This is a genomic window from Burkholderia sp. AU33545, from assembly GCF_020419685.1.
Lineage (GTDB): Bacteria > Pseudomonadota > Gammaproteobacteria > Burkholderiales > Burkholderiaceae > Burkholderia > Burkholderia diffusa.
In genome coordinates this window covers 339,776-354,917 of sequence record NZ_JAIZRQ010000008.1, presented here as the reverse complement: position 1 = coordinate 354,917, position 15,142 = coordinate 339,776, and the positions used below count along the sequence as shown (strand labels likewise).

17 protein-coding genes and 1 pseudogene are annotated in these 15,142 nt (G+C 66.6%); 4 read left to right on the top strand and 14 right to left on the bottom strand.

The window, feature by feature from the left end; translation table 11 throughout:
* Positions 1 to 24 precede the first annotated feature (24 nt).
* Entirely contained in the window at positions 25 to 474 is a 450-nt protein-coding gene (locus tag LGM71_RS26755; protein ID WP_059602622.1) for a CBS domain-containing protein, read from the bottom strand.
* Between the two features lie 291 nt (positions 475 to 765).
* On the opposite strand from LGM71_RS26755, the gene LGM71_RS26750 reads away from it, so the two are divergent.
* On the top strand, positions 766 to 1,359 hold the full coding sequence (locus LGM71_RS26750) for a rhomboid family intramembrane serine protease (RefSeq protein ID WP_226117437.1): 594 nt from the start codon (positions 766 to 768) through the stop codon (positions 1,357 to 1,359).
* A 31-nt stretch (positions 1,360 to 1,390) separates the two neighbouring features.
* Here the strand turns inward: LGM71_RS26750 and LGM71_RS26745 are convergent, their stop codons facing one another.
* From LGM71_RS26745 to LGM71_RS26735, 3 genes and pseudogenes are all read right to left on the bottom strand, one after another.
* Positions 1,391 to 1,855, bottom strand: a complete 465-nt coding sequence (locus LGM71_RS26745; protein ID WP_124625339.1) for a hypothetical protein — start codon at positions 1,853 to 1,855, stop codon at positions 1,391 to 1,393.
* Positions 1,856 to 1,933: 78 nt separating this feature from the next.
* A pseudogene (locus LGM71_RS33465) lies at positions 1,934 to 2,565 on the bottom strand (AAA-associated domain-containing protein).
* An 81-nt stretch (positions 2,566 to 2,646) separates the two neighbouring features.
* Positions 2,647 to 3,606 carry an acetyltransferase gene (locus LGM71_RS26735; protein WP_226117436.1) on the bottom strand — a complete coding sequence of 320 codons (960 nt, stop codon included), beginning with the start codon at positions 3,604 to 3,606 and terminating at the stop codon, positions 2,647 to 2,649.
* Positions 3,607 to 3,650: 44 nt separating this feature from the next.
* On the opposite strand from LGM71_RS26735, the gene LGM71_RS26730 reads away from it, so the two are divergent.
* Positions 3,651 to 4,637 carry a ribose-phosphate diphosphokinase gene (locus tag LGM71_RS26730; protein ID WP_226117430.1) on the top strand — a complete coding sequence of 329 codons (987 nt, stop codon included), beginning with the start codon at positions 3,651 to 3,653 and terminating at the stop codon, positions 4,635 to 4,637.
* On the opposite strand, the gene LGM71_RS26725 is transcribed toward LGM71_RS26730, so the two are convergent.
* The 8 genes from LGM71_RS26725 to LGM71_RS26690 all read right to left on the bottom strand — a co-directional run bounded on the left by LGM71_RS26725 (position 4,615) and on the right by LGM71_RS26690 (position 9,948).
* A complete protein-coding gene (locus tag LGM71_RS26725; RefSeq protein WP_226117429.1) occupies positions 4,615 to 5,691 on the bottom strand; it encodes a hypothetical protein in 1,077 nt (358 codons plus the stop codon). The two genes, LGM71_RS26730 and LGM71_RS26725, sit on opposite strands and share 23 nt — an antisense overlap.
* Positions 5,688 to 7,064 (bottom strand): nicotinate phosphoribosyltransferase, encoded by a 1,377-nt coding sequence (locus LGM71_RS26720; RefSeq protein WP_226117512.1) that lies wholly within the window; start codon positions 7,062 to 7,064, stop codon positions 5,688 to 5,690. Before LGM71_RS26720 ends, LGM71_RS26725 begins: the two co-directional genes overlap by 4 nt.
* A gap of 79 nt (positions 7,065 to 7,143) precedes the next feature.
* Positions 7,144 to 7,407: a hypothetical protein gene (locus LGM71_RS26715; RefSeq protein WP_226117428.1), complete on the bottom strand. Its 264-nt coding sequence runs from the start codon at positions 7,405 to 7,407 to the stop codon at positions 7,144 to 7,146.
* 394 nt (positions 7,408 to 7,801) lie between these two features.
* Positions 7,802 to 8,041, bottom strand: coding sequence for a hypothetical protein (locus LGM71_RS26710; protein ID WP_151047991.1), 240 nt, complete (start codon positions 8,039 to 8,041; stop codon positions 7,802 to 7,804).
* Positions 8,025 to 8,399, bottom strand: a complete 375-nt coding sequence (locus tag LGM71_RS26705) for a hypothetical protein (protein ID WP_226117427.1) — start codon at positions 8,397 to 8,399, stop codon at positions 8,025 to 8,027. Before LGM71_RS26705 ends, LGM71_RS26710 begins: the two co-directional genes overlap by 17 nt.
* A 225-nt stretch (positions 8,400 to 8,624) precedes the next feature.
* Positions 8,625 to 9,074 carry a CBS domain-containing protein gene (locus tag LGM71_RS26700; RefSeq protein WP_226117426.1) on the bottom strand — a complete coding sequence of 150 codons (450 nt, stop codon included), beginning with the start codon at positions 9,072 to 9,074 and terminating at the stop codon, positions 8,625 to 8,627.
* Between the two features lie 61 nt (positions 9,075 to 9,135).
* On the bottom strand, positions 9,136 to 9,348 hold the full coding sequence (locus tag LGM71_RS26695; RefSeq protein WP_226117424.1) for a BON domain-containing protein: 213 nt from the start codon (positions 9,346 to 9,348) through the stop codon (positions 9,136 to 9,138).
* 72 nt (positions 9,349 to 9,420) lie between these two features.
* Complete coding sequence (locus LGM71_RS26690; RefSeq protein ID WP_226117422.1) at positions 9,421 to 9,948, bottom strand: hypothetical protein; 528 nt, start codon at positions 9,946 to 9,948, stop codon at positions 9,421 to 9,423.
* A 305-nt stretch (positions 9,949 to 10,253) separates the two neighbouring features.
* On the opposite strand from LGM71_RS26690, the gene LGM71_RS26685 reads away from it, so the two are divergent.
* Positions 10,254 to 10,673: a hypothetical protein gene (locus tag LGM71_RS26685; RefSeq protein ID WP_124625357.1), complete on the top strand. Its 420-nt coding sequence runs from the start codon at positions 10,254 to 10,256 to the stop codon at positions 10,671 to 10,673.
* Between the two features lie 303 nt (positions 10,674 to 10,976).
* Positions 10,977 to 12,191 (top strand): polyhydroxyalkanoate depolymerase, encoded by a 1,215-nt coding sequence (gene phaZ / locus LGM71_RS26680; protein WP_226117420.1) that lies wholly within the window; start codon positions 10,977 to 10,979, stop codon positions 12,189 to 12,191.
* A 63-nt stretch (positions 12,192 to 12,254) separates the two neighbouring features.
* Here phaZ and LGM71_RS26675 read toward each other — a convergent pair whose 3' ends face one another.
* Positions 12,255 to 12,422: a hypothetical protein gene (locus LGM71_RS26675; protein ID WP_226117418.1), complete on the bottom strand. Its 168-nt coding sequence runs from the start codon at positions 12,420 to 12,422 to the stop codon at positions 12,255 to 12,257.
* A gap of 272 nt (positions 12,423 to 12,694) precedes the next feature.
* On the bottom strand, positions 12,695 to 15,106 hold the full coding sequence (ppsA, locus tag LGM71_RS26670; protein WP_226117417.1) for a phosphoenolpyruvate synthase: 2,412 nt from the start codon (positions 15,104 to 15,106) through the stop codon (positions 12,695 to 12,697).
* Positions 15,107 to 15,142 lie beyond the last annotated feature (36 nt).

Sequence of the window (15,142 nt, the reverse complement as noted above, 5' to 3'; positions counted from 1 at the left end):
GCGCCGGGCGCCGGCCGCGCAACGTCACGCGCGGAAACGCTGCTCCTCGATCTGCTGGAGCTTGCCGACTTCCACGACGCCGCTGAGCAACCCCGCGAGATGCTCGACGATATCGTCGAGCGTCACGATACCGACGAGGCGGCCTGCGTCGTCGACCACCGGCAGTCTCCGAATGCCCGACCGGCGCATCTCTTCGAGCGCGACGCCGATCTCGTCCGTGTCGGACACGACGACGAGACCTCGCGACATGATCTGGCCGGCCGTCACGTCGCCCGGATCGTCGCCGCGGGCCATCACCTCGATCACCAGGTCGCGGTCGGTAATCAGGCCGATCGGAATGGCTTCGCCATTGCGGTACTCGATCACGACGATGTCGCCGACATGCGCGTGCCGCATGCGATCGGCCAGTTCAAACGCACTGCATTCGGCCGTGCACGTTTCGACCGGTTGGGTACTGATTCTTCCGATGTGCATGATGAGGCTCCCATTGCCCTTTGCATGGACGATACGCATGCGCACCGCCCTGCGGCGACGCATGTTTCCCGAGTTCAGGGTAAGCGCGGCGCCCCGGGCAGGCTTGACGCACGTCAACCTGCCGCTCGCCGTCGGGGCCTGTCGCGGCGAGGACGGCGAGGCGGCGACCGGCCATGATCTGCCTCAACGGCCACGCACGTGCCACCGATAACGTGACGGTAAGTCGTGAAATTCGATTCCGGCCGCACCGCTGGCCGGCAACGCCACCTCCGTCCCGCGGATTCCGTCGCCATGACCTACGCATTGATTCTGGTGAACTTCGCCGTGTTCATCGCCGAGGCGAGCGGCTGGCCGGTGCTCATCGATCTGTTCGCGCTATGGCCGCCGGCACGACCGGGCGTGCCGGCGACACCGGATTTCCACGTCTGGCAGTTGCTGACCTACAGCGTGCTGCATGCCAGCCTCGCCCATATCGCGTTCAACATGTTCGGGCTCTACATGTTCGGACGCGACGTCGAACGCGTGCTCGGGCGCGCGCGCTTTCTCGCGCTCTATCTGGCGAGCGTGCTGGCCGGCGCGATCACGCAGCTCGCGGTGATCCTGGCCCTGCCGCCCAGCGACGCACCGACCGTCGGCGCGTCGGCCGGCGTTTTCGGCGCGCTGATCGCCTATGCCGTGCTGTTTCCGAAACGACGCGTCATGCTGCTGTTTCCACCGGTACCGATGCCCGCATGGCTCTTCGCGACCGGCTATGCGTTGACCGAACTGCTGTCCGGCCTCAGCGGCGACACGAGCGGTGTCGCGCATTTCGCCCATCTCGGCGGAATGCTCGGCGCGCTCGCGTGCCTCGCCTTCTGGCGAACACGCGCGGACGAGCGCGCGTGACGCCGGTTCCCGCCGATGGCGGGGACGCACTCTAGATGCTGAGATATCCCTGGAACAGCCACGGTGGACCGGCTTTCTCGCCGGTCGCGCAACCGCTCGCGGCGGGCGCGCAGACGCCCGAGAAACCGGGCGACCCGTCCTGCCAGAACGACGGCACGAAGGAAAATTCGCCATTGACCGTCACGACGAAGTCGCAATTGAACTGCGACGGCGCGAAAATCGTCACCTCGCGGAAGAACGACGTGGCCTCGTCATGCGCCGTGCTGCGCGCGGCAAGCAGCCCCCTGGAGTCATAACGTGCCGGCAGCGTATAGATCTTCCCGCCACGCTCGACCGCCTCCGCCGGTGTGAAAACGAGTTCCACGCCCGGGTACGGCAGGCGGTAAGGCTCCCGACAGATCGGGCCGTCGGGCCCGAGCGCGAGCGGCGGATGGACCCAGAGCGAAAGCGCCAGCGGGCTCGTGCGCTGGGCGAAGTATTCGGAAAGCCAGTTCATGGTCAGTCCTCCCGTGAACGGTCATTGACGTCGAGTTGCGGAGCGTGTCTGCCGGATCGACGCGGTTGCGTCGACGGTTCATCCAGCGTCGCACGCCCGGCCGTGAGACGCTTGATGCCGATCAAGCACGCGACCGACATGCAGCCCGAGCGGACAGCGGCCGAACGTGCGGGTATGGTCGTCGTAGTCGAGCAATCCCGCGTAGCGGCCCCAGTCGATCACGACCCGCAGCGCCTGGTCCGCGCTGCGCGGATCGAGATGATCCTCGAGTTCGAGCTCGAAACGCTCGCGCGGCGCGCGATGCCCTTCGCGTTCGCCCAGCACTTCGTCGATATGCTCGGCGAGCGGCACGACCGGACGACATGCTCGCGAAACAGACACCGCCGGGCATCGTCGTCGCTTTGCGCGAATACATGGCCCGCAGCACTCAGCCGGATGGACCGGTCGCGCCATTCGGCAAACGCGAGCAGATCGAGCGCGGCCGCCGTCGAATACAGCGCGTCGGTCCGGAGCGCGAGCGCGAGCGCGAGCGCCGATGCAATCGTGCCGAGCAGCGCCCGCCGCGCACTACCTCCGCATGGTGCTCCACGACGCCTCTCCCCGCCGAAGATGGTGGCTCGTCTTCCCGGGCGGGGCGGCTGGCAGGCTTGACCTGCGTCAACCGCCTGGCAATGCGCGGCGCCACGATTGCAGCGAGTCCTGCCGCGCAACGCGCCACCGTTCAGGAGCGCCCCCCGATGACACCCGTTCCGGCTACGCCGTACCGCACCGACGAGCGCGCCTGCGTCGGCTCACGCGGCAGGGTACGCGTTCGCGAGCGCCTCGACGAACGCGTCGAGGCGCTCGGGCGCGAGCCGGTTGATACCGGCCGCCCCTTCCCGGCCACCGCCTTCCGGAAATGCGCGACAAAGACGATCGGCGCCATATGGCGCGGCGACGGGCGCGCGAACGCTGACGGTGTACCCACCCGAGACCGACAACGTCAGCACCGCGTGAGCGCGTGCCGCGTCGCCACGCGCGAGCCGATTGGCGAAAACGCCGCGCACGCGACGCGCCCAGCGCGTGGCGGGGAGGATATAGACGTCCGCCCCCGGCAGCGCGATGTTCGCGCGCTGTCGCTCCGCACGCGCGATATCGCGTCGCCGGTTGGCGTCGAGCCGCCGCGCGAGGGGCGAACTCGCGAACTCGAGCGGGTTCGCATATTGCCGCACCGCCGCATACACGGCCAGCGGTGCCATGAAGAGATCGTCCGGGCGATCGCCGTAACCGTTGTAGTTCACGGATTCGCCAAGCACCTGCAGACGGTAGGCATCGGCATCCGTCAGGCCGCAGGCGGCGGCGAGCTTGCCGGCCACGCCGACGAGATTGTCGCCATAGGCACCGACCACCGCCCAGAGTCGCTGCCGGCCCGCCAGGTACCGGTCGACGATGATGCTCGTACAGGTGTCCGGCGCCGTGTCGATATGCGCGCGAAGGTGCGGATGAGTGGGCACGGCGCCGGGCATGTGGTGATCGAAATAGTCGACGTCGACCCCGCGCGCCAGAAGCGCATCGAGTGCCGCGCGGTTCGCGTCGAGCGAAACGTCCAGGACGGTGACGATGTCACCTCGGGCGGCCGGCACGCGCGTGAGCAGCGCGATGTCGCGCTTGGGCCCCGTCACGAGCACCGACTCGGCCGGCATCTCGAGCCGGAGCTGCTGAAGCGAACAGATGCCGTCCGCATCACCGTTGAACACGTCAAAGCGCGTCATGATTCGCAACGCCCGATAACCGCATGAATCGAGGTAGCCATGCCATGGAACGACTCCCTTTCAGCCTGTTTGCCTTCGCCTCGTGTCGCGCCTTCGGTGAACGAATCGCGGCCCGTCTCGGCGTCACGCTCGCCGCGCACGAGGAACGTCCGTTCGAGGACGGCGAACACAAGACGCGTGCGCTTGTCAGCGTGCGCGGACACGACGTCTACGTCGTGCAGTCGCTGCACGGCGAGCCAGGCAGTTCCGTCAACGACAAGCTGTGCCGGTTGCTGCTGTTCATCGGCGCGTTGAAGGACGCGTCGGCCGCACGCGTTTGCGCGGTGACGCCCTACCTGTGCTACTCGCGCAAGGACCGTCGGTCCCAGCCGCGCGACCCGGTATCCACGCGCTATGTCGCCACGTTGCTCGAAGCTGTGGGCGTCGATCGCGTCGTCACGATCGACATCCACAACATCGCGGCGTTCCAGAACGCGTTTCGCTGCCCGACGGAGCATCTCGAGGCGAACGGCATGCTGGTCGAATGGTTCGCCGGGCAAGCCGGCGACCGGCCGGTCGTGGTCGTATCGCCCGACGCAGGGGGCGTGCGGCGAGCCGAGGATTTCCGTGCACGGCTGGAAGCGCGCACCGGGCGCCCGGTCGACGCGGCGTTCGCCGGCAAGCTGCGCAGGGGCGGCATCGTGACATCCAAGCCGATCGTGGGCGAGGTCGCCGGCCGTTGCGCCGTCATCGTCGACGACCTGATCGGCACCGGGACGACATTGGCCCGCACGGCCGAGGATTGCCGCACGCTCGGCGCGCAATCCGTCTACGCGGTCGCGACGCATGGGATGTTCTTTGAAGACGCGGCCGACCTGCTCGGCGGCGACGCGCTCGCCGGCATCGCCGTGACCGACACGGTGCCGCCCTGGCGCGTGCCGGCCGGGCCGCTCAGGGACAAGCTCGCGATACTCGACAGCGCGCCGCTGTTTGCCGAGGCGATTGCGCGTATCCATCGCGGCGGCTCGCTCACGGACCTGCTGCGGCGCTGACGTGGCTGGCCACCCACGCAAGCTCGCAGTCGTCGATGTGCCGCCGGGCGAGCGCGACGTACGTGCTCGCGCGATCGCGCCAGACCGGCGTCGCCCTGAATGCGGGATCGCGCAGGTGCCACGCGGCGAGCCGCGCGCGCGTCATGGCCCGGCAGCTCTGGTAGAAATTCACGCATCCGTCATCGACATCGTCGCCGCTCGCGGAGCGATAGGCATTGACGAGCGCCTCCGCGAAACCCGGTGCGCCGAGACGCTCGCATTCGAGCGCTAGAAAGCCGACCTCGTCGGCCGCATCCTGGACTCTCAGTCGTCTGCAGAATTCGAGGCAATCGATGATCGCGACCGGATCGTCGATGCAGACGTGTTCGGGACGCAGATCGCCGTGCCCTTCGACGACATGCCCCTGTCGCACACGCAGGTCGAAGCGCGCGGCTTCACAGACGAGCAACGATCGCTGCCGCGCGCAGAGCGTCCGCACGGTATCGGCGGACTGGCCCGCGAGTGGCTTGCACAACGCGCGTTCATTGGTGTCGATCGTGCAACGCAGCGCTTCGCGATAAGCCGAACCGTCGATTCGCGCGGGTGCCAGGGTATGGTAGAACGCGCTCAGGCGAGCCGCGATGCGACACGCATCACCTGCCGTAGCCATGCCACGCGACAACACGCGGTCGAGCATGCGTGCAGCCGGCAGGCGCCGCATCCTGACCAGCCAGTCGACGATTTCGCCAGGTCCGCCCGCATGCAAGCAACCGCGGGCGTCGATGACGAGCGGCACCACGTCGAGATAGACGTCGGCCGCGAGCCGACGGTTCAAACGCACCTCCTCGCAACAGAAGCGATGCCGCGCGGCCAGCGTTCGAAAATCGAGTTGCGGCGCGCGCACGGGCTTCTTGAGCTTCCACGCGTACCGGTCCGTCAGGAATACCCATGACATGTGCGTCTCCACGGCCTCGACCGATCCCGTGCCGTCTGGCCAGGCTGCGGGCATGCGCAACGCGGCCACCTTGTCGCTCAGCGTGATCGCGCGGCCGGCCGGGACATGGGCATCGATCATGCCGCTTGCTGCCCAGCGTGCGTGTCCAACCTGGCATTCTCCTGCGCGACGAGTGCCGACAGCGCCGGAGACATCGCCGGCTGCAGCGGCATGACGGGCATCAACGCATGCATCGGATCGGGTAGCGTGGACAGTTCGCGCATTGCGTGAATGCGGCTCTCGCCGAGCGTGGGGGCAGCGAGTCGCGCCCCTCCGATCATGACGGGCCGCAACAGCGGGGTTCCGTCGATGTGTTCGCCGTCGAGTCCGATGCTGTCGGCGGTGATTCGCCCGTCCGGGCCGTATTCCCGAAACACCTGCTTGCGGCCGGGCAGCGTGGCCTTGCCCTCCGAGCGTTTGCAGCGCGCCCGGCCCGCATACTCGACGAGCTTGTACGCGCAGTCGAGGCACGGTGCGTCCGCCGACGTACTCATCTGTGTGCCGATTCCGAAACCGTCGATCGGCGCATGCTGGTGGACAAGCTCCTGCAGCCGGTGTTCGTCGAGATTGCCGCTCGCGAAGATCGTCGCGTCCGTCAGGCCGCCTTCATCGAGAATCGCGCGCACGTTGCGCGCGTGCGCCGCCAGATCGCCGCTGTCGATCCGGACACCCTTGATGCGCACGTTCTCGGGCGCAAGCCGCCGCGCCAGTTCGACTACCTTGTGCGCCGCGTGCTCCGTATCGTACGTATCGATCAGCAGCAACGCGTTATCCGGCTGCGACCGCGCGAAATGCTCGAACGCAAGCGCTTCGTCGTCATGCGCCTGGACGTATGAATGCGCCATCGTGCCATAGACGGGAATGTCGTAACGCAAGCCGGCGAGCAGGGTCGCCGTGCCGGAAAATCCTGCAAGGTAACTGGCCCGCGCGGACAGCATCGCCGCCTCCGCGCCATGCGCGCGCCGCAGGCCGAAGTCGACCAGCAACCTGCCATGCGCGACGAGCGTGGCGCGTGCGGCCTTGCTGGCAACCAGCGTCGCGTAATGAAGCAGGTTCATCACGCGGCTCTCGACGAACTGCGCCTCGCGAAGCGGCGCCGTGATCCGCAGGATCGGTTCGTCTGCGAAAAACACCGTGCCTTCCGGCATCGCGTCGACGGTGCCCGTAAAGCGGAAGCCGGCGAGCGAAGCGAGGAACTCCGCTCGCAAGCGCCCGGTCGCGGCCAGTCGCTCGAGGGTGGCGGCCGTAAAGCACAGGCCCTCCAGATAGTCGAGCACGTGCTCCAGTCCCGCCGCCATCAGGAATGCCCGATGCTCGGGCAGCGCCCGCACGAAGAACTCGAAGCTGGCCGTGTCGTTCATTCCGGCATCGAACGCGGCCTGCATCATCGTCAGTTCATACCAATCCGCCAGCAGCACGTCGTCGACGTCAGCGTCCGGCCAGAATCCGTTCATCATGTACCCTCCCGCGTCGCTCGCGCGCAATCGTGCAGCCGGTATCCCGCCGCTTCGTTGCGGACAAGCGTCGCTTCCGTCATTGCGGCGCGGGGCCCGGGGTCGACGGAACCGCGGTCCACACGCCATTGCACGACGCGACATACGGATAGTATCCGCGCGGGTCGTTGCAGTAGTACCACGCGCGTGCCGGCGGCAGCCGGGCCGGGGTCGGTGGCGGCCGCTGAACGACGATCGCCGGCGGAACGTAGGTCGGATACGGATACATCGGTTCAGGATAGATGTACCAGTAGCCGTCGACGATCCACCACCACGCGTAACGCCCGCCGTGCCAGTCCTGCACCCATCGACCGCCCTGCCATCGCGCACGCTCCCTCGGCGCGAAGTGGCGAAAGTCCCGCCCGTGGAAATCCCTGCGGTGAAATTCCTGGCGGGGGACATGACGCCCATGCTGGGCATGTGCCGGCTGCGTCGGAAGGCAGCACGCCGACGCGCACAGCACGAGCACGCGGCATGCGCGTCTGAGCCTGTTCATGGTCGTCATTCTTCGCGGAGATGCGATCCATCGTATTGAGGCCGTGCCGCGCGGCTTTGATCGGGATCAACGCATGCCCGCGGCCCGGCGGAATGCCGGCGACGCGGCATTCGCAGGTCTCAGGTCATGCCGCGCGCAGGGTTCGTATCGCCGTGCTCGCCGGTTCGAATACAGCGCAGATGACGGTGAGCACCACCGTCCGTCAGTACGTGAAGGTGTCCGATTTCTTCATTTCGATCCATGTCATTCCGCTGCGCAATCCCTCCAGCGCTGCCTCGCGCTCGGTCGCGAATACCCGGTGATGCGGAAAGACATGCTCGCACTTGCAGTCGGGCGAGCGGACCATCACGTGGACACGGCAGCTATAGCCGCCGGTCGCGACGCCAACCGTTTCGATCGCCACGGTCCAGTCCGCCGCGTTCAATTCACCGGAAATCGTCATGATTGCCCCCTTGCTTGCCGTGCGAGCGCATGCCGCTTCGATCATCGGTCGCGCCACGCCGCGAGGCGCGATGACGATATCCGGCCCGCCGCCGGAAGATCCATATCGGGCCGGCAACGAGGCCCAGGATCGCGGCCCACAGCAGAAGCACATAGCCGAACAATTGCCAGAATTCACCGACTCGCTGCTGCAGAATCCAGGTTCGGTACGACGCGACGTCGCTCGCGGCATCCGGATACGATGCGCGATAAACGAACAGCGGCAGGCAGACGTCGTATTCGGGAATCGGTGTCATCAGCAGCGATCCAGCCGGCCGCGCGCTCACGCGCCCACACTCCGGCGCGGTCATGCCGGTCAAGACACCGATGCTCACCGGATGGTCGTGGATCGCCCCGAGCCACGTCGTCGCGCTCGACAGCAGCAGGCAGAGACCGATTGCGCCGAGCCACCGGCGCATCGGGGTGCGCGGGCCGGTATGCCGGCCGCGTGTCATGGGATCGCGCGCGTCCGAGGGGCGCGTCGCACCTGCATCGAGACCGCCGCTGCGTCATGCACGGCGCGACGGAAGCTGGAACCGACCGGATCAGCCACGCTGTTTCTCCTCGAAATACGGCTGGCGGGCCGCCACGAGCCGCAACTCGTCGAGCAGCGCCGCGGCCGCGCGCAGCAGATCGTCGAGCGAGACAATGCCGATGAGCTCGCCGTCGTCGCCGACGACCGGCAATCGACGTACGCCGTGCTGGCGCATCCGCTTCGCGAGCAGCCAGATGTCGTCGTCGACGTTCGCGGTCGCGACGGGCGCCGACATGATGTCTCCGACGAACAGCGAACCGGCCTCCGCATCGGGGCTGACCACCGTCAGCACGATGTCGCGATCGGTCACCATGCCGACCGGCACGCATCGCCCCTCCTCTTCGCGCACGACGATCAGATCGCCGGCGTGCGCGTCGCGCATCATTGCCGCCGCCTCGACGACGGTTGCGCGTGCCGAACACATGGCGACATCGCGGGTACAGAGCATCGCGGCATTCATGTTCGTTCTCCCGGCCGGGGCAAGGCGGACCATCGATCGATGCCCGCCGCCGCCCGAACCATCATGCAACGGTAAGTTGATCGACCACGTCGCGCACGCCCGGCACCGACCACGCGGCATCGAAGGCAAGCCGCCGTTCGCTCGGCGAGCCCATCTGGCCAGTCGACGTCACGATGCGTTCGTGCACTTCGACGCCGATGCGCACCGCATCGATCGACGGATCCCACTCGAGTTCCTGTTCGACGTCCTTCTTCAGCTCGCTGTCGCTTTTCATGGCCATCGACTCCTGTCCGCAATCGATGAAGACAACGGTAATTCCCGCTGCGCCGCGCGGAATTGATACAGGTCAGCGCGCGGCGTGGAGCGCGATCCCGGCCGATGTTTCCGCCGCGATCGCGCGAAATGCAGTCGTGACGTCGACGTTGCGCCCTTGCCTGGTGCGATCGCTTCTGGCGAGTCGCAACACCATCTGGCGCCCGTCCGCCGACAGGCAGGCGGGCGCCTCGGCAAGCGACGCTGCATCCAGTCGAACGAGACCGCGATCGACGAGGCAGCGCAGGTCGACGGGGTCGCCCTGCTGGCGGCGCGGCTCGCTGGCGAGCACCATCAGGATCGCGATTTCGTGCGGACTCAGCAGCCGGTCGCCATCGGCGTCGATCCGGTGATGCTGGTGAGGCGTAGCAGCCGACACGCTCGGTGCCGATGCTTCGGAACGGGAAATGATCTGGCGATTCAACGTGTTCGTAAATAAGGCGGGCATGATGGTGTCCGTATCATGAACGTGAAGACGCAGACGGCACGGCACATGTAGAGGTCGACATGCAAGGACATCAATATTCGCTCCTGCCGGGCAATCGTTCTTGATGCAGGTCATCCGGCAGACGCGAACGATCGAAACGTTCCCCGATTCGTCTGATGCAAGCCCATCGAAACACCGATGCGCACGCCTCGCGGGACAGCCCCGGATTGCTTGCCCGGTCTTCGCGTCGAACTTCCCGTCGCCCGGTGCGGCGTGAAATCCCGCTCTGGAAATACGCGCGCTGCTGAGGCCACCGTCGCCGATATGCCGAACGGTCCTGACCGCTGTGATTGACCGCCATCAACGTTCTCGCGCGACGTCGCTCATAGATTTAAAGGAAACACGCGGAGCAATCCGTTCCGCCAATCCGGACGCCACCCATGCCAAACGAAGCCGAAGCTCGCCGCGCCTTGCTCGTGCACCTGGGCAGCATCCTGCGAACGCTCAGTTGCGTGCTCGAATACGAACCGGATGACAGGACGCTAGATTCGCTGCTGGCCGCGCAGCCGATGCTCGCGGACATTCCACTGCTGAATCAGGTGTTCGCGCACATGACCGTGCGTGAATTCACGCGCGCGGTCCTCCACGCATACTGTCTGTGGCCGCAATTGTTGCTCGACGAGCCGCTCGATCGCGATGCCCTCGCGGAGCCCGTATGCGCGTGGCTGTTCTCCGACAACCCGGGAGGCTGGGCACGGTATGTCGCCTCGCTCGGTGCCGAGATTCCGTGGTTCGGGCAAGGCATGGGGCCGTCATCGTCGTCCGCGAGGCGACCGGCTCGCAAATCGCCGGTCGTGTGATCGACCGTCACGCATCGGGCGACGCGCGCGTCGTCCGCGCCGTCACGTTGCCCGCTACGCGCTCATGTGCCGTTCGCGGTCGGCAAGCCGGCGCGCGACCGCCGCCGTCGTTTCACCGCGCGAGTAGAAAACGACGAGCATGCGCGAGACGTGTCCATGTTTCGCTCCGTGCATCCGTCCGGGATCCGTACACCAGCTCATGCACCGGCGATCGGGGCGACGCTGATGCAAGTCAACCCGTCGCCGCATGATCCGGCGACAGTAGGCTTGTCCGAATTTCACGCGACTTCCCGCCCATGCGCCATGTGGTATGACCTGATCGAACAGCAACGGCAATGGTTGCGAACGTGGGACACGGCGGCGCGGTTCACATGCGGCCTTTGGCCCGATGCCGCTTCGTCGTACTACACCGACCTGTTCGAACCCCTGCTCGACCTGCAGCCCGACGCGCCACGGTTCGCCATCGAGTCGATCGACGTGGGCGGCCATCGCGTCGACCTCGACGAAGCGATCGTCGCGCACACTCCGTTTTGCACGCTGCGCCGCTTCTCGCACGCGGGTGCGCAACGCGTGATCCTGCTCTGCGTGCCGCTGGCCGGCCATGTGGCCGTGATGATGCGGGAGACGGTCGAGACCCTGCTGGCCGACGGCGACGTCTGCATCACCGACTGGATCGATGCGCGCGATGTGCCACGCGACGCGGGCCGATTCGGCCTCGACGAATACGTGTCGATGCTCGACGGTTTCATCGATACCCTGCTTGCGGACGCGCGCCCGGTGCACGTCGTCGCGGTCTGTCAGGCGACGTTTCCGTCGCTCGGCGCCATCGCGCTGCGCGCACAACGCGGTGCCGCGCTGCCGGCGAGCCTGACGTTGATCGGTGGCCCCCTCGATGCCCGCATCAATCCGAGTGCGCTCGGGATCGCGGCCCGCTCGCATTCGCTCGACTGGTGTCGCGCCACGCTGATCGAGACGGTGCCGCACGGCTTCGCCGGATACGGACGACAGGTATTTCCGGCCTATCTGCAGCGTGCCGAGATCGCGCTCGCCTATCCGCAACACTACGTGGCGCTGGTCGATCGCTATCGACGAGCGGTGTCGAGCGGCGACGCCAACGCACTCGCAACCGCACGCCGCGCGCTGCGGGAATACCTGACGCTCCTCGACATGCCCGCCGAGTACTTCCTCGATACGGTCGACATCGTTTTCCAGCGGGCATGCCTGGCAAACCGGACTTGGCACGTTCACGGCCAGTTGGTCGATCCCGCCGCGCTGCGCTCGATCGCGTTGATGACCGTTGAAGGCAAATGCGATGCCGTCACCGGTGCCGGCCAGACCCATGCCGCGCTGGCCATGTGCAGCGGTCTCGCAGCGAATGCGCGGCAACGCGTCGACATCGACGATTGCGACCACTACGGACTCTTTACCGGCGATCATTGGCTCACCGACGTGCATCCTGTACTGCAGGCGGCATTCGCTCGCTCGGAAGATGGCCGACCGCGCACGGGCATGGCGTGACCCTGCGTTCATTCCGATCCGGTGCGGTCGTGTGCGCGCCGCCACGCTCGGGAATCGGTCGGTTCAGCCGAATCCTCCCGCGCGTCGGTTCTGCTGACCTTCCAGGACGTCAGGCGGCGCAATGCGACCGAGCGGAAATGGCGTGAATCGCGACACGCGCTGCGCGAACTGGCGCGCACATTGCAGCGTACCCGCGAGGCCGAACGAACCCGTCTCGCTTCCGAGCTTCACGAAGTGCTCGCGCAGGATTTGTTCTCGCGATATGGCGTGAAGATTGGACCGGCGTGGACGCCGCGGCAGCCTCCGTTCTCTATCTGATCGCACGGGAAGCGCTCGAGTACGCGCGGCTGCGCGTGCCGGTTTCGCGCATTTCCGTGCATTTGCTGAAATCCGGCGGCTTCGTCAGACCGACGACGCGTTCGTCAGCGGCGAACGCTCGTCGACGCTCTTTTCGATACGCGAGCAGGTCGCGACAATTGGCGGCGAGGCCGACTGGATGTGGCTCACTCCGGCGACGCACGCTCACCGGGCGCAGCGCTTTCCGCGACGGCCACGCGCCGCTTGACCGCGATGAAGCTGTCAGGGCTGACGGAAACCGAGTCGATGCCGCACGCCACGAGAAAATCGACGAATGCCGGGTGATCGCTCGGCGCCTGGCCGCACAAGCCGACCTTCGCCCCCGCGTTGCGGGCGGACTCGATCACGCGGGCGATCATCCACTTCACGGCTTCGTTCTGTTCGTCGAACAACCCGGCCAATTCCGCCGAGTCGCGGTCTACGCCGAGCGTCAGTTGGGTCAGATCGTTGCTTCCGATCGAGAAGCCGTCGAAGCGCTGCGCAAACTGGCTCGCCAGGATGACGTTCGACGGGATTTCGCACATCACATAGATCTGCAATCCGTCTTCGCCGCGCTTCAGTCCGTTGGCGGCCAGGACCTCGAGCACGCGGTCCGCCTCGTCGAGCGTCCGGCAGAACGGGATCATCACGACCACGTTCCTGAATCCCATGCCGTTTCGCAGCCGCGCGATGGCTCGGCATTCGAGCGCGAATCCGTCACGGTAGCGCGGCGAATAGTAGCGTGACGCGCCGCGAAATCCGAGCATCGGATTTTCTTCCAGCGGTTCGAACTGCGCGCCGCCGACCAGATGCGCGTACTCATTCGTCTTGAAGTCGCTCATGCGGACGATCACCGGCGCGGGATGACAGACCGCCGCGATACGTGCGAGGCCGTGCGCCAGCCGGTCGACGAAATAGTTCGACGGGTCGTCGTACCCCGACGTCAGGGCGGCGATCTCGCGCTTCGCATGCGCGTCCGTCAGCGCGTCGTAGTGGGCCAGCGCCATCGGGTGGGCCTTGATATGGTTGCTGATCACGAACTCCATGCGCGCGAGCCCGATTCCATCGGCGGGCAGTCGCCACCACCTGAACGCCGCGGCCGGATTCGCGAGATTCAGCATGACCTGCGTACGGGTGGCCGGCAGGTCGGTCAGGTCGATCGCCTCCACGTGGTATTGCGCGATGCCTTCGTACACGAACCCGGCCTCGCCCTCCGCGCACGACACCGTCACTTCCTGCTGATCGTGCAGCATGCGGGTCGCGTTGCCGGTGCCGACGATGGCCGGCAATCCCAGCTCGCGGCTCACGATCGCGGCATGCGACGTGCGGCCGCCATGATCGGTGACGATCGCCGCGGCGCGACGCATCACCGGCAGCCAGTCGGGATCGGTCGTGTGCGTCACCAGTACCGCGCCGTCGACGAATCGCCCCATGTCGTGCGGACTCTCGATCACGCACACGCTGCCGGCCGCGATCGCCTCGCCGACACTGACGCCGGTGAGCAGCTTGCGGCCGGTCTGACCAAGTCGGTAGGTCTTGATGGCGGAAGATTCGCGCCGGGACTGCACCGTTTCGGGACGTGCCTGCACGACGAACAGTTCTCCGCTTACGCCGTCCTTTGCCCACTCGATATCCATCGGCTGGCCATAGTGCGCCTCGATCGCGCAGGCCCACTTCGCAAGCGCCAGGATGTCGCGGTCCGCCAGCACGAAGGTGGCACGCTCGGCTTTCGAGGTCGGCACGTTGCGGGTCGGTGCATTCTCGTCGCGCGCATAGATCAGCTTGCATGCCTTGCCGCCGAGCGTCTTGCCGATGACCGGTGTGCACGCCGGATCGCCGAGCAAGGGCTTGAAGACCTCGTATTCGTCGGGGTCCACGGTGCCCTGCACGACATTCTCGCCAAGCCCCCATGCCGCGCTGATCAGCACCACCTTGTCGAATCCTGTTTCCGTGTCGAGCGAAAACATCACGCCAGCCGCGCCGAGGTCCGAACGCACCATCCGCTGCACGCCGATCGACAGCGCGACGCGCAAGTGATCGAAGCCCTTTTCTTCGCGGTAGGAGATCGCGCGGTCGGTGAACAGCGACGCATAGCATCGGCGGCACGCCGCGAGCAGCGCATGCTCACCGCGCACGTTCAGATAGGTTTCCTGCTGGCCCGCGAAGCTCGCGTCGGGAAGATCCTCGGCGGTCGCGCTCGAGCGCACGGCGACATCGACGTCGTCTCCGCCGGCCTGTCGGCACAGTTGCCGATACGCGTCCCGGATCGCGTCGGCGATGTCGTCGGGCCAGTCTCCGCGGAGGATCGCCTGCCGGATCGATGCACCGGCCTCGGCGAGCGCCATCTTGCGTGCGCCGAATGCCTCGAGCGTGCTGCCGATGGCTTGCCTCAATCCGTTTGCATCGATGAATCGCCAGTAAGCGTCCGCTGTCGACGCAAACCCGGGTGGCACGCTCACACCCTGTGCGGACAGGTTGCCGATCAATTCGCCCAGCGACGCATTCTTGCCGCCGACGCGCGCCACGTCGCCGCGCCGCAGGTCGTCGAACCAGACGACGTGTGCATTCCCGTGATCCATGACGAGCCCTCCGATGGCCGCGGCCGAGCCGCGAGC